Origin of the sequence: Peptostreptococcus sp. D1 (genome assembly GCF_900112955.1) — a bacterium.
Classification (GTDB): Bacteria; Bacillota; Clostridia; order Peptostreptococcales; family Peptostreptococcaceae; genus Peptostreptococcus.
This window is the reverse complement of record NZ_FONP01000003.1, coordinates 20609-40979: the sequence shown is the minus strand read 5'-3', so window position 1 is coordinate 40979 and position 20371 is coordinate 20609. Positions and strand designations below refer to the sequence as shown.

Here is a 20371-nt window from a genome sequence, read left to right as displayed (position 1 = left end):
ACTATATCAGTCTGTTTAAATCAATAGGTTTAAGAGAATCTTCATACATTTTTTTGTCCGTTCCATTAATCTCTGAAAATGCAGTTGAAAGCATAAGCTTAATTCTGTTCAGCTGATTGACTGATGTCGCAGAAGCATCGTAATCAATAGGAATAATATTCGCCTTAGGGTATTCTCTTTTAATACTTTTTATTACACCCTTTCCAATAATATGATTTGGTAGACAGCCGAATGGTTGCATACAAACGATATTATTTGTTCCCGTTTCTAAGAGTTCTAGCATTTCACCAGGCAATAGCCAGCCCTCACCAGTCTGATTACCAAGCGAAACAAAGCTCTTCGTATGCTCAGCTATATCCTTAATTCTCATAGGAGGCTCAAATCTCTTACTCTTTTTCAATGCATAATAGTAGGTCGACAAATACAATTCAATCAGCTTTACTATTGATTTGCCTATTATTTTCTTTTTGAAGGTAGCCTCAAGCTTTTCGCTCTGATAAATACTGTTATATGCTGCACAAGTAAAGAAGTTGATTAGCTCAGGAACAACAGCTTCAGCACCTTCTCTCTCTATTATAGAAATAAGATCATTATTTGCAATTGGACTGAATTTAACCAGTATTTCTCCTACAAGTCCGACTCTTGGCTTTATTTCATCAGTTATCTCCAGGCTGTCAAAATCTCTTACGATACCTCTAATATTAGCCTTGTACATTTTAATATTACCAGTTTCAAGTGATTTCTTGCATTTTTCAACCCAGTATTCGTACAGCTTATTAGCACTTCCAGGAATTCTTTCGTATGGACGTATCCTAAGCAGAACCTTCATCAAAAGATCTCCATAGACTGCACCCATCATTATTTTATTGAAAATTCCAAGAGTCAACTGTGATTTTACACCATTATCCTCGACTCCATTTGCACTAATAGATACTACTGGAACATTACCAAATCCTGCAGATTTTAATGCTTTTCTCAAAAATCCAATATAATTTGTTGCTCTACAGCCACCACCGGTTTGAGTCATAAGAACCGTCGTATTGTTTGTATCATACATTCCGGATTTTAATGCATTAATAATCTGTCCAATCACAATAATCGCAGGATAACAAGCATCATTATTTACATATCTCAATCCCTCTTCTATTATTTCAGAGGAATTATTGCTCAAAACGACAACATTTAGCCCTACACTTTGGAGAGCTTTTTCAATAAATTGGAATTGTATTGGTGCCATTTGAGGTGCCAGCAATGTATGGTTAGTATTTAATTTCGTATTCTTCTCGTACTCTACCTTTTCCACCTTTGCCGCAGATGGTTTGATTCCATTTTTATCCCTTTCACTTATCGCAGCTTTAAGAGATCTCAATCTTATTTTTGCTGAGCCAAGGTTATTACCTTCATCTATTTTCAACACTGTATGAATTTTAGCTCTTTCATTTAGTATTTCTTCTACCTGTTCAGTAGTTACTGCATCAAGTCCGCAACCAAATGAGTTTAATTGTACCATTTCAAGATTATCATGCTCGCAACAAAATGTCGCAGCCTTATATAGCCTTGAATGATAAACCCATTGATCTACAACTCTTAGAGGTCTTTTCATATCTGCAAGCTGACAAATCGAATCCTCTGTCAGTACAGCCATACCTAGTGAATTAATCAGCTCAGGTATTCCATGATTTATTTCTGGATCTAGATGGTAAGGTCTGCCTGACAATACTATTCCCTTTTTATTTTCATCACTTAATTTTTTGACTATTGCTTCTCCCTGTATTCTTATGTCCTGTTTGAATTTATCGTATTCTAACGTCGCTCTATCAATTGCGATTTCAACCTCAGACAGCTTCAAATCAGGGTAATAGTACTTCATAGCAGAATGAACTCTCTTTTTCAGCTTTTCCTTGTTGTTCATAGACACAAAGAAATTAATATATGTCAAATCTGAGCTTTGCAAATTATCCATATTGCTCTTAATAACCTCTGGATATGAAGTTACTACCGGACAATTGTAATGATTATCAGAATTTGGATCTTCTCTAAATTCATGAGTTACGGAAGGATAGAATATTGTTTTTATGCCCTTTTCAATCAATAGCTCAATATGTCCATGCACCAATTTAGCTGGATAACAAACTGTATCAGATGCTATAGAGCTTATTCCCTTTTCAAAAACCTCTTTGGATGATTTCCCCGACAATACTACGGAAAAACCAAGCTCTGATAACATAGTATGCCAAAAAGGAAGATTTTCAAACATATTTAGCACCATTGGTACACCGATTACACCTCTCTTGGCTAAGTTTTTATCAAGAGGCTTGTATTCCATCAGCTTATCATACTTATATTTATAAAGATTTATGTTTTCCTTATCTCTATCAATCCTCGTATTCGTGTATATGGCTTCACCCACTTCGCATCTATTTCCAGAAACAAATATCTCTGTTTTCGAGAATTTATTGATAGTTAAAAGACATTTGTTTGAACAGCCCTTACATCTAGTAATGCTCGTTTTTATTTCTATGTCATTCAACTGATTTTCTGATAGAACATTCGATACGATTCCATTATATTTTTCTTTCGAGATCAGTGCACAGCCGAATGCTCCCATCAAACCAGCTATTTCAGGTCTTATTACTTCTTTTCCAGCTAGTCTTTCAAATGCTCTCAACACCAAATCATTGTAAAAGGTTCCGCCTTGAGCTACGACGTTTTCCCCCAATGATGTTATATCCCTCAATTTAATAACCTTGAAAAGTGCGTTTTTTACTACAGAATATGCCAATCCTGCTGAAATATCAGAAACCGTAGCGCCCTCCTTCTGTGCCTGCTTGACTCTCGAATTCATAAAAACGGTACATCTAGACCCTAAATCCACTGGTTTTTGTGAATATATACCACACTGTGCAAAGTCGACAATATTCATCTCAAGAGAATGAGCAAAGGACTCCAGAAAGGATCCACATCCCGAAGAACACGCCTCATTTAATATTATCTGATCAATCACACCATTTTTGATTTTTAGACACTTCATGTCTTGTCCACCGATATCCAAAATAAAATCGACATCAGGATTAAAATATTGTGCAGCTCTATAATGAGCAATTGTTTCGATTTCACCGTCATCAAGCCTTAGTGCTTTTTTGATAAGCTCCTCACCATATCCAGTTACTGTTACTCTAGATATTCTGGCATCCTTTGGTATTAGTGAATATATTTTTTTCAATATTTCAATACTCGTGCTTAGAGGGTTTCCTTCGTTGCTTCCATAGTGACTAAACAATATTTCTCCATTATCCCCTATTAACACTGCTTTAGTTGTCGTAGATCCAGCATCCAACCCTAAAAAATAATTTCCTATGTAATTTTTAATATCAACCCTATCGACTTTCGCCCTACTATGTCTTTCTTTGAAGGTTATGTATTCTGCTTCGTTCGCAAAAAGTGGAATAATCTCTTCGTCTTCTCCATCTTCAAGCGATTCAACTGAATTTATTCTGTCTAATAATTCACCTACCAAAAGTGGCTCTTCATTTTCCGCAAGTATTGAAGCTCCTAAGGCAACATATAGCTGTGCATTTTCTGGGAAAATAACATCTTCATTAGATAATTTTATTACATTGCAAAATTGTCTTCTAAGCTCCGATAAAAAGTACAATGGACCTCCCAGAAACGCCACCTTACCCTCGATTTTTCTACCACACGATAAAACGCTGACAGTCTGTACAACAACAGCATTAAAAATACTCATTGCAATATCAGATTTTTTTGCACCATCGTTTATCAATGGCTGAATATCTGTCTTTGCAAAAACTCCGCATCTGGATGCAATAGGATATATTACTTCAAAATCCTTTGCGAGCTCATTTAATCCTGCTGCATCAGTTTTTAACAAAGCTGCCATCTGATCTATGAATGCCCCTGTACCACCAGCACAAATTCCATTCATTCTCTGGTCAATGCCGCCTGACAAAAAAGTTACCTTTGCATCTTCTCCACCAAGCTCAACAACGACATCCGTTTCTGGATGCATAAACCTTATAGCTTTTGTGCTAGAAATAACCTCCTGCTCAAATTTTATATTTATTTTTTTTGATAATCCAATCCCACCAGAGCCTGTGATAACAGCTTTAATACTAGAATTACCAATTTTTTTATATATTTCCTTTAATTGCTTTACAACAGTAGATTTTACATCGGAAAAGTGTCTTTTGTATTCTTTATAAAGGATTTCTTCTCCGTTTCTAAGAACAGTTTTAACCGTAGTTGAACCAATATCGATTCCCAAGTTATACGCTCTGCCCATCATACCACCTCCATGTATCTGACAATACATCCTTACTATTTACAAATATTTTTCAAGCTATAATATTTATTTTTCTAACCTATTAAATATAATAGCAATATTATACCAGTTTTTAGAAAAATATCAATTCGCTGTTTAAAAAATACTAATGTATATAATCCCCTTATTATAATTATACCCTTTTTTTCTTTGATGGTGCTAGAAATAAAATAGAAGAATGTATAAAATTAATATGTAAATTAATATGTAAAAATAAAAAGGTCGTCATATCCATATTTCAGGATGTGACAACCTCATTTAAAAAACTGAACTTAAGCGTCAATCTGACATTAGTCTTTTGTAGCTATTATTCATAGTAACTCAATATTTTATATATTTTATTTAAAGTGCCTTTGCTACTATATTAGTAAGATCTACAGTTCTAACTGCATACCCCCACTCGTTATCATACCAAGATACGACTTTTACCATACCATCATTCATTACCATTGTAGACGGAGCGTCGACAATCGAAGATCTCGAATCTCCTTTAAAATCTACTGATACCAGAGGCTTTTCACAGTATCCCAATATCCCTCTAAGCTCATTTTTAGATGCTTTCTTAAGAGCCGCGTTTACTTCCTCAGCAGTTACATCTTTTTTCTTCAGATTTACTACCAAATCCACAACAGATACCGTCGGTGTTGGAACTCTTAAAGAAAAACCATTTAGTTTTCCTTCTAATTGAGGCAATACCAGTGAAACTGCCTTTGCAGCCCCAGTGGTAGTAGGTATAATCGATTCTGCACAAGCTCTTGCTCTTCTTAAATCCTTGTGAGTCTTATCAAGAACCTGTTGATCATTCGTATAAGCATGGACAGTTGTCATCATACCATTTTCGATCCCAAAGCTCTCATCTAAAACCTTTGCTACTGGTGCCAAGCAATTTGTAGTGCAGGATGCATTAGATAAAATATGGTGAATCTGAGGATCGTATTTTTTATCATTTACACCAAGTACAACTGTTAAATCCTCTCCCTTTGCCGGACAAGTAATAATAACCTTTTTTGCTCCTGCCTCTATATGACCAATTGCCGCTTCTTTTGTTTTGAACTTACCTGTATTGTCAATAACGATATCAACCCCAAGCTCCTTCCAAGGAATCTCTCCTGGAGATCCAGCTCTCGTTATTGTTATCTCCTTATCATTTACTACTATTGAATTTTCATCCTTAGCTTCTACTTTACCTTTAAAAATACCATAGCTTGAATCATACTGAAATAGATGTGCAAGTGTTTCTGAGCTTGCTCTAGCATTAATAGCCACAACTTCGAAATCATAATCGTTTGATTCTTCAATAATCCTTAATACTGCTCTACCAATTCTTCCGAAACCATTTAGACCTACTTTGATTTTCATAATTTCCTCCATGCTATAAAAATAATTTTCTCCCTGTTATAAAAAAGTGTTTTTAATTATACTACACACTATATATAATTAATAACTATTAATAAATATAAAATCGTTTGTCTATTTTATATAGTATGGTATATTTGAATAATTATCTATATATATTGTATACTATATATCCTATTTAATCAATAAAAAAATATATTATTTTTTTATATTAATTTATTTATCGTAACATTTTTATTTTTTAAGTATGGTATAATATAAATAACATAAAAATAAATTGGAGTGATTTTATGAGTACAAAAATACATAACAAATCTTCTAAGCCTGATAATATTATAGCTAGAGACAATGAAATTATCAAAGAATGTGAAGCAATTGAATCATCATTACCTAAATTTATGAGGGAGTACTTCATTTTTCTTAGGGGCTCAGTAGCTGTTACCACAAGAAGAGCATATTTACAGGATATACTTTTTTTCTGCAATTACTTGGTTGAAGCCGATTTATACACAAACGCCGAAAAAGCTTCTAATATAACAATTGATGAATTTAAGGAGATTACATCAAGAGATGTCAATCTATTTATTGGAGATTACTGCAATAGATATTATAAAAATATCAACGACGATAGGGTTATTTTTGAAAATAACAGCAGATCGTTATCTAGAAAAAAATCATCATTGTCTACCCTATTCAAATTTTTGTTTAGAAACGAGCAATTACCTAGTGATATTACTGGTGGCTTCAATCCTATAAAGCTTCAAAAGACACAGCCAGATGCGATTAAAAGATTGGAAATTGATGAAGTTGCAATTATGCTAGACACAGTTCAAAATGGAACTGGATTAACCGATAAGGAAAAAGACTATTGGCTAAAAACAAAGCTGAGAGATAAAGCAATACTAGTATTATTCGTTACATATGGGTTAAGACTAAGTGAATTGAGGGAATTAAATATATCATCGTTTAATTTCTCAAGGGGCGTTTTTGTGATATATAGAAAAAGAGGAAAAGAAGTACAAATGCCAATAAATGATGCATGCGAAAAAGTCGTTTTAGATTATATTGAAAACGAAAGAGCAAAAAACGAGGAGCTTGATAGCAAAAATGAAGATGCATTATTTTTATCTCTTCAGAAAAAAAGAATGACTACTCGTTCTATAAGGGATTTGGTAAAAAAGTACACCTCTATTGCGATGGGAACCTCCAGAAATCATGGCTACAGCCCACATAAGCTAAGAGCAACTGCTGCTACATCGATGATAGAAACCGGATTTTCAATTTACGATGTGCAAAATCTTCTAGATCACGATAATGTAACTACAACGCAGCTATATTCTGCTCATAGAAAAAATTCAAAGAGAGAAATTGTCAAGAATTTCGACTGGTTGGACGAAGATTCTGTATTAGGGGTAAAAAGAAATGATTAAAGGTCGAAGAATATCAAATATTTCAACACTTTCGATTGGTATTGAAAAAAATAGCAAATTATGCTACAATTAAGGTGATAATTATATTTTATTTCTAACAAAATATTATTCAAAATAAAGCAGATAAAGCCTGAATGTTATCCATTCAGTTTTTATCTGCTTTGTTTTGTAATTTTTTATTTCGGACCGAAATCACCAAGCTTATAATGCTTCCTACATAAAGCTATATATTTGTCATTTGCTCCTAGCTCAATTTGTTCCCCTTCTCTTACAATGCCATTTTCATTATATCTAGCATTACAAGTCGCCTTCGAGCCGCACCAACAAACTGTCTTTACCTCGTGAATTTCATCAGCGATTGAAATCAACCGTGAAGACCCCTCAAACAATTCATTTCTAAAGTCAGTTCTAAGCCCATAGCACATTACTGGTATGCCTAGCACATCCACAATATCAGATAGAAAATCTATTTCTTCAGTTGTGGCAAATTGCACCTCATCGACAATGATACAATCATATTGCTTTATCCTATCATTTGAATACTTTACAAATTCAGATAAGTTCTCACACTCGTTTTTCAATCCAATTCTGGATTTAACTATTTTATCTCCATCTCTAGTATCAATATCAGTCTTTACCAAAAGTGCCTTTTTGCCTCTTTCGTGGTAGTTATAATGGACCATCAGAGCATTTGCAGTCTTTGAACTCCCCATAACACCATAATAAAAATATAATTTTGCCATACAATCACCTTTTTTATAAGAATATTATTACTGCATACAGAAATACAGTACCGACAACCCAGCAACCTGTAATATATGCATCTACTCCTGATTTATCAACATAAAATCGCCCTTTAAACTTATTGTCTATGGCTTTTGATTCTTCGACTAATGTAACAACTCTATTATAATAATCTTTATTTCCATAAAAGCCTGAATAAACAAAAGTTAAAAATGATAGTATAAAAGCCGTAATCCATATCGACGATTTTGTTGCATATGCCATGGTAGCGATGACTGCTTGAAAAGCAATCATCAGCACACCTCTGAATACCATTTTTCTGTAAATATACCAGTACGGACCAGCAAAAATGGCAGATTTATTAAAAACTCTTTTTTCCCCAGATTCAATTTTTTCAAATGCTTCCATATAGTATTCATTATTTTTTTCTCCAATCAAATCAGAAATACTAATATCAGTTATTTTCAAAGAATCCGCCTCTGTTCTATCGAAAAACATCTTAAACATTGTAGTCCTCCATATTATTTTTTGTTTTTATTAATTCAGAATTGTCATTCACCAATTCCGAGCTATCCTTGTAAAGTACTTCCTTACTATCTTCTTGCACTGAATTATAATTGGCAAGCTGTTCTTCAACGTTTTTTGTGGCTCTTGTAGTAATTCTATATTCGTCATTTAAAATATCCATAAACTCTTCACCAGTAATTGTTTCATGCTTTAATAGGTAAGCTGATATTTCATGAAGCTTATCAATATTATCACTCAAAATAGAAACCGCTCTATCGTGACAAGATTTTACTATCTTAACGACTTCCTTGTCAATTTGTGAGGACGTTTCTGGAGAACATACTAGTGATGTATCCCCACCGAGATAGGCATTATTGACAGTTTCCAGTGCAACCATTCCAATTTCATCATTCATGCCGAACCTAGTAACCATTGCCCTAGCAATTTTAGTTGCCATTTCTATATCGTTAGAAGCTCCTGAGGTTTTGATATTAAATATCACTTCTTCTGCAGCTCTACCACCAGTATAGGTAGTGATCTTATCTATAGCTTCTTCTCTCGTCATCAGTACCTTTTCCTGTTCATCTATCTGAAGAGTATATCCAAGAGCACCCGAAGTTCTAGGAATAATTGTAATTTTATGCACAGGAGCAGAATGTTTTCCAACAGCAGCTACCAACGCATGACCAACCTCATGATATGCTATTATTTTTTTCTCTTCGTCGCTGATTACTGCACCCTTCCTTTGATATCCGGCAATTATTGTTTCAACCGATTCCTCTAAATCCTCTTGTAGCACTATGTTTCTCTTATTTCGCACAGCTCTTAGGGCTGCCTCATTCACGATGTTTGCCAATTCAGCTCCTGAGGCACCTGAGGTTGCTCTGGCAATCTGATTGTAATCAACATTTTCATCAATTTTGATATTTTTTGAATGAACCTTTAAAATTGACTCTCTACCCAACAAATCCGGTAATTCTACCGGAACTCTTCTATCAAACCTACCAGGTCTCAGCAATGCTTTATCAAGTGACTCCGGTCTGTTTGTCGCAGCTAAAATAACTATTCCAAGATCATTTTCAAAGCCGTCCATCTCGCTTAAAAGCTGGTTTAAGGTTTGTTCTCGTTCATCATTTCCACCGAAGCTTGAATCTCTTCTTTTACCTATAGCATCTATTTCATCAATAAAGATTATACATGGAGCTTTCTCATTTGCCTGCTTAAATAACGACCTAACTCTTGACGCACCCATTCCGACAAACATTTCAACAAATTCAGAGCCTGAAATGGAGAAAAACGGAACACCAGCTTCTCCTGCCACAGCCTTTGCTAGAAGAGTTTTTCCCGTACCTGGAGGTCCAACCAGCAAAGCACCCTTTGGCATCTTTGCACCTATTGAAGTATATTTATCAGGACTATGCAAAAAATCCACGATTTCTGTCAGTGCTTCCTTCGCCTCATCTTGCCCAGCAACATCATCAAAAGTAACACCAGTTGATTTAACATAAAGCTTTGCATTGCTTTTCCCAAACGACATCATGCTGCTTCCGCCTATTTTACTTCCCATATTTTTAACCAACATCCTACCTATTAACCAGAAGATTAAAAATGGCAGCACCCAAGTCAAAACGAAGCTTTGAAGAGGCGAGTTCTCTACTGGAATTTTCTTGCTATAAGCTGCCCCCGAATTTTCAAGCTTTTTTACTAAATCGGGATCACTTATATTTCCAGTTACATAAGCCTTATTATCGTTTTTCTTATTTGAAGTAAAAACTATTTTTGAGTCTTCTACTTCCACACTTTTAACTTCCTTCTTATCAAGCATTTGAATAAAGGTGCTGTATTCTACTTCATTTACGCCTTTTTTTGAAATACCTGGTAATATGAATGCGTTAAAAACCAGCATAACTACCAATAAAAAAGAATAGAACCACAAAAAATCTGATTTTGGTCTCTTGTCTTTATCCATACTATATCACTCCATTCTCAATATACTCAATAGTTTCCTCAATGATCCAATCAGGAGTTGACGCTCCAGCAGTTACACCAATTACATCATACTCTCTAAGATCAACGTCAATTAAATCTACCTTTGTTTCTATTGCAATAGTATTAACTGACTCCTTACATATAGACACTAATTTTTGTGTGTTGGAGCTGTGTTTTCCACCTATTACAATCATCAAATCCACTTTATTTGATATTTCTCTTGCTGACTGCTGCCTTACCTTCGTAGCAGAGCATATGGTATTATTCACTACCATATTTATATTCTTATCCTTTAAATAATCTATAATAACGTCAAATTCTCTCTCGTTCATTGTAGTTTGTGAAACAATTACATATTCAACACTAGAATCCAATTCAACGTCAAATAGCTCTTTTAGTTCTTTGATGATAATCGCTTCATTGTTACACCATCCATTTATCCCAATTACTTCAGGGTGATTTTTGTCTCCTATCAGAATTAACCTTTTTCCTTTTTTGTAACTTTCTTTTGCCAATTCATGTATTTTTTTGACAAAGGGACATGTCGTGTCGACTATATCTAGTTTTTTTTCACTCGCCTGATCGTATACTTCCTTTGCCACACCATGAGATCTTATAATAACCTCTTTTGGATTTACATTCCTTAGGTCAATATCCTCTATATCATTTATAGTAATCAGTCCTTTTTGTTCATATTTTTCAACTGCCTGCTTATTATGAATAAGAGGACCTAAGGCAAATATTTTTTTATTTTCCTTGTTTTCGAGTTCATTCCAAGCCAGCTTCATTGCTCTTTTAACCCCAAAGCAATAACCAGCATGTTCTGCCAAAATTATTTTCTTCATACTATTCTGTCCTTTCAGGAATAATACCTCCCATATTGTCCTTATAATTTTTGACAACTACATCAAAGCATTCTTGAACAATCCCCTGATATTCAGCTTTATCCACTTTCCTGTTGTAATACTGCGACATATCAATAGTTTCACCTATTACCACCTTCACCTTTGAAAAAAGTCTAAACGTCGATATTATACTCATTGGGATAATATCGGATTTTGTTTTTAGTGAAAACATTGTTGTTCCAGACTTTGGAGTAAGAAAATCGTATGTACCTGCTCTTGTACCTTCCGGGAAAATACCAAGTACATTTCCGGATTTAATCTCAGACAATACAGCTCTAAAAGTAGAAATACTTGGATTATCTCTATTAACTGGAATTGCTCCTACCTTTTTCATAAATAATCTTAAAATTGGAACTGAAAACAATTCTTGCTTTGCTACCGGAATTATTTTTCTATTTTTCACTGCGATCAACATAAAAACCGGATCTAAAAAGTGTTTATGATTCGCAATTATAATCAAATTACCTTCTGACGGTATATTCTCTTCTCCAATTATTTCAACTCTATACAGAATTTTTGATAGAAAAGACAACACACCTACTACAAATTTATAAAAGCTCATTATTATTTACCTCTAACATCATTTACTATAAAATCAACAACCTCTTCAATTGTCATATTCGTTGAATCAATCTCTATTGCATCGCTTGCCTTTATCAATGGAGATATCTCCCTTGTGGAATCAATCTTATCTCTGCTTCTGACATCTTCAACAACCCTCTCAAATTCTGCTTTGACACCCTTCAATACCAGCTCATCATATCTTCTCTTTGCCCTTGTTTCCACTGCAGCATTTAAATAGTATTTGTATTTTGTGTTTGGAAAGATCTGAGTCCCAACATCTCTTCCATCCAACACTACACTATCAGCTTTTCCCATTTCTCTTTGCAGCTCGACAAGATGACATCTTACACCTGGTATACAAGCTACATAAGAAACTTTTGAGCTCACCTGCAGGGTCCTAATATCGTCATCCACACATTGTCCATCAATAAAAATTGAGTTGCTTTCAAATTTCAAAGCTGTATTTTTGCATAAATCAACGACTGATTTTTCATCCTCCAAATCCAAGCCATTCTTTATACATTTGTAAGTAATTGCTCTATACATTGCTCCAGTATCAATATAATTAATATTTAAGATTCTGGAAATCTGCTTTGCGACTGTACTCTTTCCAGCTCCTGCTGGTCCATCTATTGCTATCACAATGTTCTTATCAGTATTAGACAAATCTGTTCTCCTCTCTAAATCAAAAAACATCATACTGCTGTTTTCACTTATTTATACTATTAAATATATCTTTATTTAAACTATACTAATCATAATAATCATACGATAGGTAACTATATTATCGATACTAATACACGTTAATACCAGCCAAATAGCCCGTAGAAAATGCAATCTGTAAATTAAAGCCACCAGTAAGTGCATCGACATCAATCATTTCACCAACGACAAATAGCCTTGGAAATTTTTTTAATTCCATCGTACTTGAGTCAATTTCTTTGGTGGATACTCCACCTGAAGTTATCGTAGAGCATTCCATTTTCTCAAGAGAAAGTGGTGAAAAAACACAGCATTTCAGAAAATCAATAAATATTTCAATTTCATAATTAGATATATTGGCGGCTTTTTCAGCAGTAAAGCTGAAATTACTTTCAGATACCGACTCACAATTTATCAAAACGGCTCTTAAAAAATTCGAAGGAAGTTTTTTTTTCATAATTCCAAATAATGTCTTATTTCTACTTTTCAAAATCAAATCTCTAATTTCTTCTCTGCTCATATCAGGTATAAAATCAACCTCCAAAAAATACTCCTTTGTATTTCTGTTAATATATGACGAAATTTTTAAAGCAGCTGGACCTCCAATCCCCTTGTGAGTAAATACTATGTCACCAAAAATTGATTTTACACTCTTCTTTTTTCCATCTAGTTTCTTTGCAGAAATGCATATGTCTTGAAGAGAAACTCCAGGAATATCTTTAAAATAGCTCTCTTTAATCAATATTGGTGAAAGGGCTTGAACTGTTTTTTCAATCTCTATCCCTTTTTTTCTTAGAATTTCAAAAAATTTTCCATTAGACCCTAGCTGAGGGTAGCTTTTTCCTCCAGTTGCCAGAGCCACGTTTCTTGAAAAATATTTTTTGCTTCCTGATGAAATTTCATAAAGATAATTTTTTGAATCAGAAGCCTTGTCCTTCTTTACTAAATCAAAGCCCTTTACTTCCGTGTTTGTAAAAATATCAATGTCCAAATTCCTCAATCTAAAATACAGTGCTTTAGAAAAATCAGCAGCTTTTTTTCCTTCTAAATAAACCTTTGAAGTTTTTTTCTCAATCATATAGCTAAACCCTAATTTTTTAATAAATTCAATTAAGTCATGATTCGTAAAGCTATACAATGAAGAATACAAAAATTTATTGTTCCTGACAATATGCTCAAAAAAATCTGAAATATCAATGGAGCTTGTGAAATTACATCTGCCACCACCTGTTATAGATAGTTTTTTACCGATTGAGCCTTGAGACTCTAACAAACAAACCTTAAAGTCAGGATTTTTTTCTTTTGCCGTCAATGCTGTCATTATGCCTGCTGGTCCACCACCAACCACAATCAAATCATATATATTATCGTTCATAACTATTCCAACGCACTTTTCACATCAGGAGATGATTTTATATTAAGATCAGACAGATGCTTTGTATCGTTCATCTTTATGATTACAGGACCATAGCTTCTGCTTTCAACAATATTTATCGCAGTGTTATCCTGCTTGATTCTGTATATATTTCTCACGTGAGAGTCCAAAAAACTCAACAGCATAACTCTAACTGTCACAGAATGTGAAACTAAAAGAATATGCTTATCCGAGTATTTTTCATTCAACTCTTCAATCAATTTATCCTGTCTTTCTTTTACAATAAATAGATTTTCAGCACCCTTAATATCCAATCTATCTGGACTATTTCTCCAAATTCCAAACATTGCAGGAAATTTTTCTTGAATATTTTTTATTTTCATGCCTTCCCATTCGCCAAACCCCATTTCCCTAAGAGATTCTGTTGCGATAACCTCTTTATTGAGTTTTTTACCTATTATTTCAGCTGTCTGAACTGCTCTCCCCAAATCACTACAATATATCATATCTATAGGAAATTTACTAAGAGCAATAGCAGCATTTTCAGCCTGCACTATCCCCAGCTCTGTCAATGGTGAGTCTCCATGCCCTTGTGTCCTACCCATTGTATTCCATTCAGTTTCACCATGCCTCACCAAATAATACGTGTTGTTCATTTCTTTCTCCTTTCAAAACAATAAACCCAATACGAATCCATATTAGGTTTACTATTCAAGTATTCTTCTATTCAAATATCTCAAATTCTTTCCAAATATTTTCTAGCTCATTAAAATATGACTTGATATCGTCCTTTTCTCTCATAGCTACACCTATCACAAGTGCATTTGCTACACTGAAAGCCGGAACAAGAGAGTCAATAAAAGATATAATATTATTCTTAACAGTGACTACTACATCAGATACCTTCGAAATAGGGGCATTGTGACTATCTGTAATGGCTATTACCTTCGCACCTCTTCCCCTTGCAAAGTTTACAACCTGAAGTGTCTTTTTAGAGTACCTAGGAAAACTTATAGAAATAAACACATCTCCTTCTCCAATTTTTATCATCTGCTCTACCGGATCGCCCATATCCATCCTAATTATCTTTACATCATCCAAAATGTAGCTCAAATAATATCCAAGGTACTTGGCCACATAAATCGAGCTTCTAAGCCCCATAATATACACCTTTCTCGCAGAAAAAATTGCATTTACAGCTTGCTCATACGTATCCTCTGACAGATAATCCAACGTTTCCTTTATATTATCAATATCATCCTTTAATACTTTTTCTAGTATTAAACTATCCGTAGAATAATCCTTATTTGATATTTCAACCCTTTCAACGGTAGTGAGTTTAGTCTTAATCAATTCCTGAAGAGCATCCTGAAATTTCGGATAACCACTATATCCCAACGCATTTGCAAATCTAACGACCGTCGATTCACTCACACCCACAGTTTCACCAAGCTTTGATGCTGTCATAAAAGCGACCTTTGAGTAATTTTCAAGAGTATATTTCGCCAGTAATTTTTGTCCTTTACTCATCATTTTATAATTGTCTTTAATTATTTTTATTAGACCATTGCACTCCATGTCATGAGCCTGTTTGTCCATATTACTACACCTCTATTTGCTAAAATTTAGTATCTGTTTATCACTACATAATATTATACTAAATATATCAATTACATTCAATCAATACAAAAATATTATGGTTGACAAATTTTAACTTTATTTAATTTCTTTTCTCAATAATAAAAAGATGTGCTGGAAAATTTTTCTGATTGACAAAATCCATTTCAGCAACGTTGAAATGTTGTTGGTCCACAGATTTCAAAAATTTTTTTATATTATGATATTCCACACCATTGTCATGAGAAATATAGCTGGCTACACATATGCAGCCTCCAATGCTCAGCAAATCCATAGCCTTTGATATCGATTGTATTGTCGTTTCTGACTTGGTAATTATCATATGATCTGATTTTGGTAGATATCCGAGATTATATACTGCAAAATCAATTTCTTCTTTAATATGCTTGTCGATGTTTTCATGCCCATCAAAAAACAATTGATAGTTTTCAAAGCCTATTGATGACAATCTAGTTTTGGTAGCTTCAATTGCATTCTGTTGAATATCAAATCCATAAATAAATCCTTTATCCCCCAAATACGATGATAGATATTCTGTGTCATTCCCATTTCCAACAGTACAATCCAAAACTATACTATTTTCTTTTACTTTCAACCCAATAATTAACTTTATTACTGAATTGACATTATTAAAATCATTCATAATAGAACACAATCCTCCCAGCTAAAATTATTTGCAAAATTTTTTTAAATATTCAATTTCTGATGCTTTAAGGTGCCTATATTTTCCTATTTCCAAATCATCCAGCCTTATTTTCCCAAGCTGTACTCTCTTCAAATTCATAACTGGGTTTCCTATTTTGTCGAACATTTTTCTAATCTGTCTATTATGCCCTTCATGTATCCCCACCTTGCATACTGAATAATTTTTGTCAGAGTCATATTTTAACACCCTTATCTTTGCCCTAGAAGTGACATAGTTTTCTATTTCCAAACCATTCTTAAAATCATTAATCCCATTCTCCGAAAGCTTTCCTCTAACCGATGCAATATATATTTTCTCAAACTCGTGCTTTGGGTGGGTCAACGCATATGTCAAATCACCATCATTCGTTAACAATAGCAGACCACCTGTTTCATAATCAAGCCTTCCCACTGGATAAACACGTTCTTTTATATCTGAAACCAGATCCATAACGCTTTTCCTTCCAAATTGTTCTTTTGCTGTTGTAATATATCCAGCAGGCTTATTTAATAAAATATACACTTTTTGATTTTTTTTTATATCAACATTCTTTCCATCAACCTCTACAACATCATTATCAATATCTACTATAGTACCAAGATTTACAACAACCTTACCATTTATTTTCACTCTCCCCTGAGAAATCATTTCATCTGATTTCCTTCTCGATGCAACTCCAGAATTGGATAAAAACTTATTAATTCTCATATTACCTCCGTTTATCAAAGCTTTAATACTAAACATTAAACAAGACTATCCCGAAAAAACGAAATAGTCTTTTTCTCACTATTAATTTTCAGACGAAGATCCGCCTGTATAGGAGCCACCACCGGTATTACTAGAACTAGTCGTACCTCCTGTTGTACCATTCCCATTCAAGCTTCCAGAGCCGTATCCACCATTTCCAGCTCCCATATTAGTCGATGATCCACTATTTCCAGCGGCTCCATAGCCTCCGGTATTGCCTGTTGTAGTTTTACCACTACCCGATGAGCTAGAATTTCTACTACTGTTATATGTATTCTGTGTATATTTTCGCCCATAGATAGAGCTTGTAGCATACTTTGATTTGTTTTCTTCAGCAGTTTTTTTTGCGTTTTCTTTTCTCGTAATAGACGCATTCCTCTGACTCTTGAATGCCTTTTGAGCCAAGTCTAATTTTTCTTCTGCTTGACTTCTAATTTTTGCAGAGCCTTGATTATCATTTATTAAATCCTGTAGCTCTTTTATTTCTTGTTCATAATCTTTTCTATATTTCGCCCTATCGGCTTTCTGTAATTTCATAGCCTGATAGTACATCCCTCTAGCTTCAACATTTGTTTCGTCTTCCTGAAGCACCTTTGACAAATTATCCATGGCTTTATCATATTCAGCCTTTTCAATAAAAGTCCTTGCATCACTCATAAGCTGTCCTGATTCATTAAAACCACAGCCAACTAAAGAAATTGAGAATGTAACTATTAAACCTAAAATAAAACTCTTTTTCATATCCCATCAAACCTCCTGCAAGGTAATTAAACAAAATAAAATCGTTTATTAATTATAACACAAAAGCCTTATTTAGTAAAGGTTTGTATAAAAATGGGACTAAATTAAGGGTGTCAATTCGAAATTATAAAAAATCATTTCAAACTAACACCCTAAATTCATTCATATTAAACTCTAAGCTTCCTCTGAATACTTAAAGATATTTTTCTTTTAAATATTTATGCATTGCAGCTGCCGCAACTCTACCAGCACCCATTGCAGAAATAACTGTAGCAGCACCAGTAACAGTATCTCCACCGGCATATATACCTTCAAGAGATGTCAATCCATCCTCATCTGCAACTATACATCTTCTCTTATCTACATCAAGACCAGGAGTAGTTGAAGCAATAAGTGGATTTGGCTTCGTACCAAGTGACATGATAACCATATCAACGTCAATTCTGAATTCAGAGCCAGGAACTTCAACCGGTCTTCTTCTTCCAGAATCATCTGGTTCACCAAGCTCCATTTTTACACAAGTTAAACCACAAACATTTCCATTTTCATCAACATGAATTTCTTTTGGATTTGTTAGTAAGTCGAAGATAATTCCTTCTTCCTTTGCATGATGTACTTCTTCCACTCTCGCTGGCAATTCTTCCTCACTTCTTCTATATACAATATGAGTATCTGCACCAAGACGAAGTGCAGTTCTAGCAGCATCCATGGCAACATTGCCACCACCGACAACTGCCACGTGCTTACCAACTCTAATTGGAGTATCGTAGTCATCAATATAAGCCTTCATCAGATTTACTCTCGTTAAAAATTCATTTGCAGACAATACTCCATTGGCGTTTTCACCCGGAATCCCCATAAAAGATGGAAGACCTGCCCCAGAGCCTATGAATACAGCTTTAAAGCCTTCTTCTTCGATCATTTCATCGATTGTTATCGTTCTACCAACAATAACGTTATTTTCTATCTTAACACCTAATTTTCTAATTGAATCGATTTCATAATTAACAACTTTTTCTTTTGGTAATCTGAACTCAGGTATTCCATAAGTTAAAACACCGCCTGATTCGTGGAAAGCTTCAAAAACCGTAACATCATAGCCTAATTTTGCAAGGTCGCCGGCGCAAGCAAGACCTGCAGGACCAGAGCCAACTATTCCAACTTTAATACCATTCTTTTCAATATCACCAGTCAAATCTATGTTATTTTCTCTTGACCAGTCAGCTACAAATCTTTCTAACTTACCAATAGAAACTGGATCTCCCTTAATACCAACAACACATACACCCTCACACTGTGTTTCCTGAGGACATACACGACCACATACTGCCGGTAGAGAGCTGCTCTTAGCTATTACTTTTGCAGCTTTTTCAAATTCACCAGCCTTTACTTCTTGGATAAATTCTGGAATACTTATGCTAACAGGACATCCCTGAACACATTTTGGATTTTTACAATTTAGACATCTTTTAGCTTCTTCCATCGCTTCTTCAGCATTATAACCATAGCAAACCTCTTCAAAGTTTGTAGCTCTTACCTTTGCTTCTTGTTCTCTTACAGGAACCTTTACTGGATTAATAGCCATTAGTGAGATCCTCCTATCTTACAGTTTGGATTTGAATGTGTGTCTCCATCACTCTTTCTCAATGATTTTCTTCCCTCTTCAGTTTTGAACATAGTCTGTCTCTTCATCGCTTCATCAAAATCAACTAACCAACCATCGAATTCTGGACCATCAACACAAGCAAATTTAATATCATCTCCGACACTAACTCTACAAGCACCACACATACCTGTACCATCAACCATAATTGTATTTAAGCTGACAATCGTAGGTATATTCAATTTCTTAGTTGCCAAGCAAGCAAATTTCATCATTATCATAGGACCTATTACTATCGCTTCATCATATTGTTTACCTTGATTATTTACAAGATCATCAAGAAGCATTGTTACATTACCATGGAATCCATAAGAACCATCATCTGTACACATATATACATTTTTTGCAACAGCTCTCATTTTTTCTTCAAATATTACTATATCCTTTGATCTCGCACCTATGATAACATCAACATCAATACCGTTTTCATGCATCCACTTAACCTGCGGATATACTGGAGCAGCACCAACACCACCAGCTATAAATATTATGCTTTTCTTTTTGATTGCTTCGATATCTTCATCAACAAAATCGCTCGGTCTACCTAGAGGACCAACGAAATCCTTGATGCTATCGCCAATTTCAAGCCTTGATAGTTTCTTACTAGAATCACCAACAATTTGGAATACGATAGTTACTGTTCCTTTTTCCACATCGTAATCAGCAATTGTCAAAGGAATTCTTTCACCTTTTTGGTCTATTATCACGATGATAAATTGACCTGGCTTAGCTGACTTAGCCACTCTTGGAGCTTCAATATCCATTAAGTAAACAACCTCATTAAGCTGTTTCTTATCTACTATTTTATAGCTCATTACAACCATCCCCCTTAAATAATTCATTAGTTAAATTAGTTAGTATCCAAAAATAATGTCAATTTACCCATCAGTATAACGCTAATTTTCATAACAACACAAAAATCCGCATATTCACGATGACGGTTTAGAGACATTTAAATAAATAAGTAAAATAAGTTAACATAA

At 34.3% G+C, this 20371-nt stretch carries 17 protein-coding genes; 1 reads left to right on the top strand and 16 read right to left on the bottom strand.

Translation table 11 applies throughout. The features are described 5' to 3' along the window. Position 1 precedes the first annotated feature (1 nt). On the bottom strand, positions 2 to 4303 hold the full coding sequence (locus tag BM120_RS03940) for a 2-hydroxyacyl-CoA dehydratase (protein ID WP_091993457.1): 4302 nt from the start codon (positions 4301 to 4303) through the stop codon (positions 2 to 4). A 381-nt stretch (positions 4304 to 4684) separates the two neighbouring features. Next, positions 4685 to 5701, bottom strand: coding sequence for a type I glyceraldehyde-3-phosphate dehydrogenase (gene gap, locus BM120_RS03935; protein ID WP_091993455.1), 1017 nt, complete (start codon positions 5699 to 5701; stop codon positions 4685 to 4687). Between the two features lie 287 nt (positions 5702 to 5988). Here gap and BM120_RS03930 point away from each other — a divergent pair, with 287 nt between their 5' ends. Then, a complete protein-coding gene (locus BM120_RS03930; protein WP_091993453.1) occupies positions 5989 to 7128 on the top strand; it encodes a tyrosine-type recombinase/integrase in 1140 nt (379 codons plus the stop codon). A gap of 176 nt (positions 7129 to 7304) precedes the next feature. Here the strand turns inward: BM120_RS03930 and BM120_RS03925 are convergent, their stop codons facing one another. The 14 genes from BM120_RS03925 to BM120_RS03860 form a co-directional block, all read right to left on the bottom strand. After that, the gene (locus BM120_RS03925; protein ID WP_091993451.1) at positions 7305 to 7871 is read right to left on the bottom strand and encodes a thymidine kinase; all 567 of its coding nucleotides are present in this window, start codon (positions 7869 to 7871) and stop codon (positions 7305 to 7307) included. Between the two features lie 13 nt (positions 7872 to 7884). Further along, entirely contained in the window at positions 7885 to 8379 is a 495-nt protein-coding gene (locus tag BM120_RS03920) for a DUF2628 domain-containing protein (protein ID WP_091993450.1), read from the bottom strand. After that, entirely contained in the window at positions 8372 to 10348 is a 1977-nt protein-coding gene (gene ftsH, locus BM120_RS03915) for an ATP-dependent zinc metalloprotease FtsH (protein WP_091993448.1), read from the bottom strand. Before ftsH ends, BM120_RS03920 begins: the two co-directional genes overlap by 8 nt. Position 10349: 1 nt before the next feature. Next, positions 10350 to 11213, bottom strand: coding sequence for a 4-hydroxy-3-methylbut-2-enyl diphosphate reductase (ispH, locus tag BM120_RS03910; RefSeq protein ID WP_091993447.1), 864 nt, complete (start codon positions 11211 to 11213; stop codon positions 10350 to 10352). A gap of 1 nt (position 11214) precedes the next feature. Next, positions 11215 to 11835, bottom strand: coding sequence for a lysophospholipid acyltransferase family protein (locus BM120_RS03905; protein WP_091993445.1), 621 nt, complete (start codon positions 11833 to 11835; stop codon positions 11215 to 11217). Positions 11836 to 11837: 2 nt separating this feature from the next. Beyond that, positions 11838 to 12503, bottom strand: coding sequence for a (d)CMP kinase (cmk, locus tag BM120_RS03900; RefSeq protein WP_242941555.1), 666 nt, complete (start codon positions 12501 to 12503; stop codon positions 11838 to 11840). Between the two features lie 127 nt (positions 12504 to 12630). Next, on the bottom strand, positions 12631 to 13914 hold the full coding sequence (locus BM120_RS03895) for a BaiN/RdsA family NAD(P)/FAD-dependent oxidoreductase (RefSeq protein ID WP_091993443.1): 1284 nt from the start codon (positions 13912 to 13914) through the stop codon (positions 12631 to 12633). 2 nt (positions 13915 to 13916) lie between these two features. After that, positions 13917 to 14570, bottom strand: a complete 654-nt coding sequence (locus tag BM120_RS03890) for a histidine phosphatase family protein (RefSeq protein ID WP_091993442.1) — start codon at positions 14568 to 14570, stop codon at positions 13917 to 13919. 67 nt (positions 14571 to 14637) lie between these two features. Then, positions 14638 to 15513, bottom strand: a complete 876-nt coding sequence (locus tag BM120_RS03885) for a MurR/RpiR family transcriptional regulator (protein WP_091993440.1) — start codon at positions 15511 to 15513, stop codon at positions 14638 to 14640. 121 nt (positions 15514 to 15634) lie between these two features. Then, positions 15635 to 16195, bottom strand: a complete 561-nt coding sequence (locus BM120_RS03880) for a tRNA 5-(aminomethyl)-2-thiouridylate-methyltransferase MnmM (protein WP_091993438.1) — start codon at positions 16193 to 16195, stop codon at positions 15635 to 15637. Between the two features lie 27 nt (positions 16196 to 16222). Next, entirely contained in the window at positions 16223 to 16945 is a 723-nt protein-coding gene (locus BM120_RS03875; protein ID WP_091993437.1) for a pseudouridine synthase, read from the bottom strand. Between the two features lie 81 nt (positions 16946 to 17026). Then, positions 17027 to 17725, bottom strand: coding sequence for a tetratricopeptide repeat protein (locus BM120_RS03870; protein ID WP_091993435.1), 699 nt, complete (start codon positions 17723 to 17725; stop codon positions 17027 to 17029). Positions 17726 to 17918: 193 nt separating this feature from the next. Further along, on the bottom strand, positions 17919 to 19310 hold the full coding sequence (gene gltA / locus BM120_RS03865) for an NADPH-dependent glutamate synthase (RefSeq protein WP_091993434.1): 1392 nt from the start codon (positions 19308 to 19310) through the stop codon (positions 17919 to 17921). Next, positions 19310 to 20203 (bottom strand): sulfide/dihydroorotate dehydrogenase-like FAD/NAD-binding protein, encoded by an 894-nt coding sequence (locus BM120_RS03860; protein WP_091993432.1) that lies wholly within the window; start codon positions 20201 to 20203, stop codon positions 19310 to 19312. The genes gltA and BM120_RS03860 overlap by 1 nt, the downstream gene beginning before the upstream one ends. Positions 20204 to 20371 lie beyond the last annotated feature (168 nt).

What these genes read in the sequence shown, in the direction of transcription:
- BM120_RS03860 (WP_091993432.1), bottom strand. Translation starts at nt 20,203, where the DNA reads ATGAGCTATAAAATAGTAGATAAGAAACAGCTTAATGAGGTTGTTTAC.
- BM120_RS03875 (WP_091993437.1), bottom strand. Translation starts at nt 16,945, where the DNA reads ATGAGAATTAATAAGTTTTTATCCAATTCTGGAGTTGCATCGAGAAGG.
- BM120_RS03940 (WP_091993457.1), bottom strand. Translation starts at nt 4,303, where the DNA reads ATGGGCAGAGCGTATAACTTGGGAATCGATATTGGTTCAACTACGGTT.
- BM120_RS03920 (WP_091993450.1), bottom strand. Translation starts at nt 8,379, where the DNA reads ATGTTTAAGATGTTTTTCGATAGAACAGAGGCGGATTCTTTGAAAATA.
- BM120_RS03895 (WP_091993443.1), bottom strand. Translation starts at nt 13,914, where the DNA reads ATGAACGATAATATATATGATTTGATTGTGGTTGGTGGTGGACCAGCA.
- BM120_RS03925 (WP_091993451.1), bottom strand. Translation starts at nt 7,871, where the DNA reads ATGGCAAAATTATATTTTTATTATGGTGTTATGGGGAGTTCAAAGACT.
- BM120_RS03880 (WP_091993438.1), bottom strand. Translation starts at nt 16,195, where the DNA reads ATGAATGATTTTAATAATGTCAATTCAGTAATAAAGTTAATTATTGGG.
- BM120_RS03890 (WP_091993442.1), bottom strand. Translation starts at nt 14,570, where the DNA reads ATGAACAACACGTATTATTTGGTGAGGCATGGTGAAACTGAATGGAAT.
- BM120_RS03870 (WP_091993435.1), bottom strand. Translation starts at nt 17,725, where the DNA reads ATGAAAAAGAGTTTTATTTTAGGTTTAATAGTTACATTCTCAATTTCT.
- BM120_RS03885 (WP_091993440.1), bottom strand. Translation starts at nt 15,513, where the DNA reads ATGGACAAACAGGCTCATGACATGGAGTGCAATGGTCTAATAAAAATA.
- gltA (WP_091993434.1), bottom strand. Translation starts at nt 19,310, where the DNA reads ATGGCTATTAATCCAGTAAAGGTTCCTGTAAGAGAACAAGAAGCAAAG.
- ispH (WP_091993447.1), bottom strand. Translation starts at nt 11,213, where the DNA reads ATGAAGAAAATAATTTTGGCAGAACATGCTGGTTATTGCTTTGGGGTT.
- BM120_RS03905 (WP_091993445.1), bottom strand. Translation starts at nt 11,835, where the DNA reads ATGAGCTTTTATAAATTTGTAGTAGGTGTGTTGTCTTTTCTATCAAAA.
- BM120_RS03930 (WP_091993453.1), top strand. Translation starts at nt 5,989, where the DNA reads ATGAGTACAAAAATACATAACAAATCTTCTAAGCCTGATAATATTATA.
- gap (WP_091993455.1), bottom strand. Translation starts at nt 5,701, where the DNA reads ATGAAAATCAAAGTAGGTCTAAATGGTTTCGGAAGAATTGGTAGAGCA.
- ftsH (WP_091993448.1), bottom strand. Translation starts at nt 10,348, where the DNA reads ATGGATAAAGACAAGAGACCAAAATCAGATTTTTTGTGGTTCTATTCT.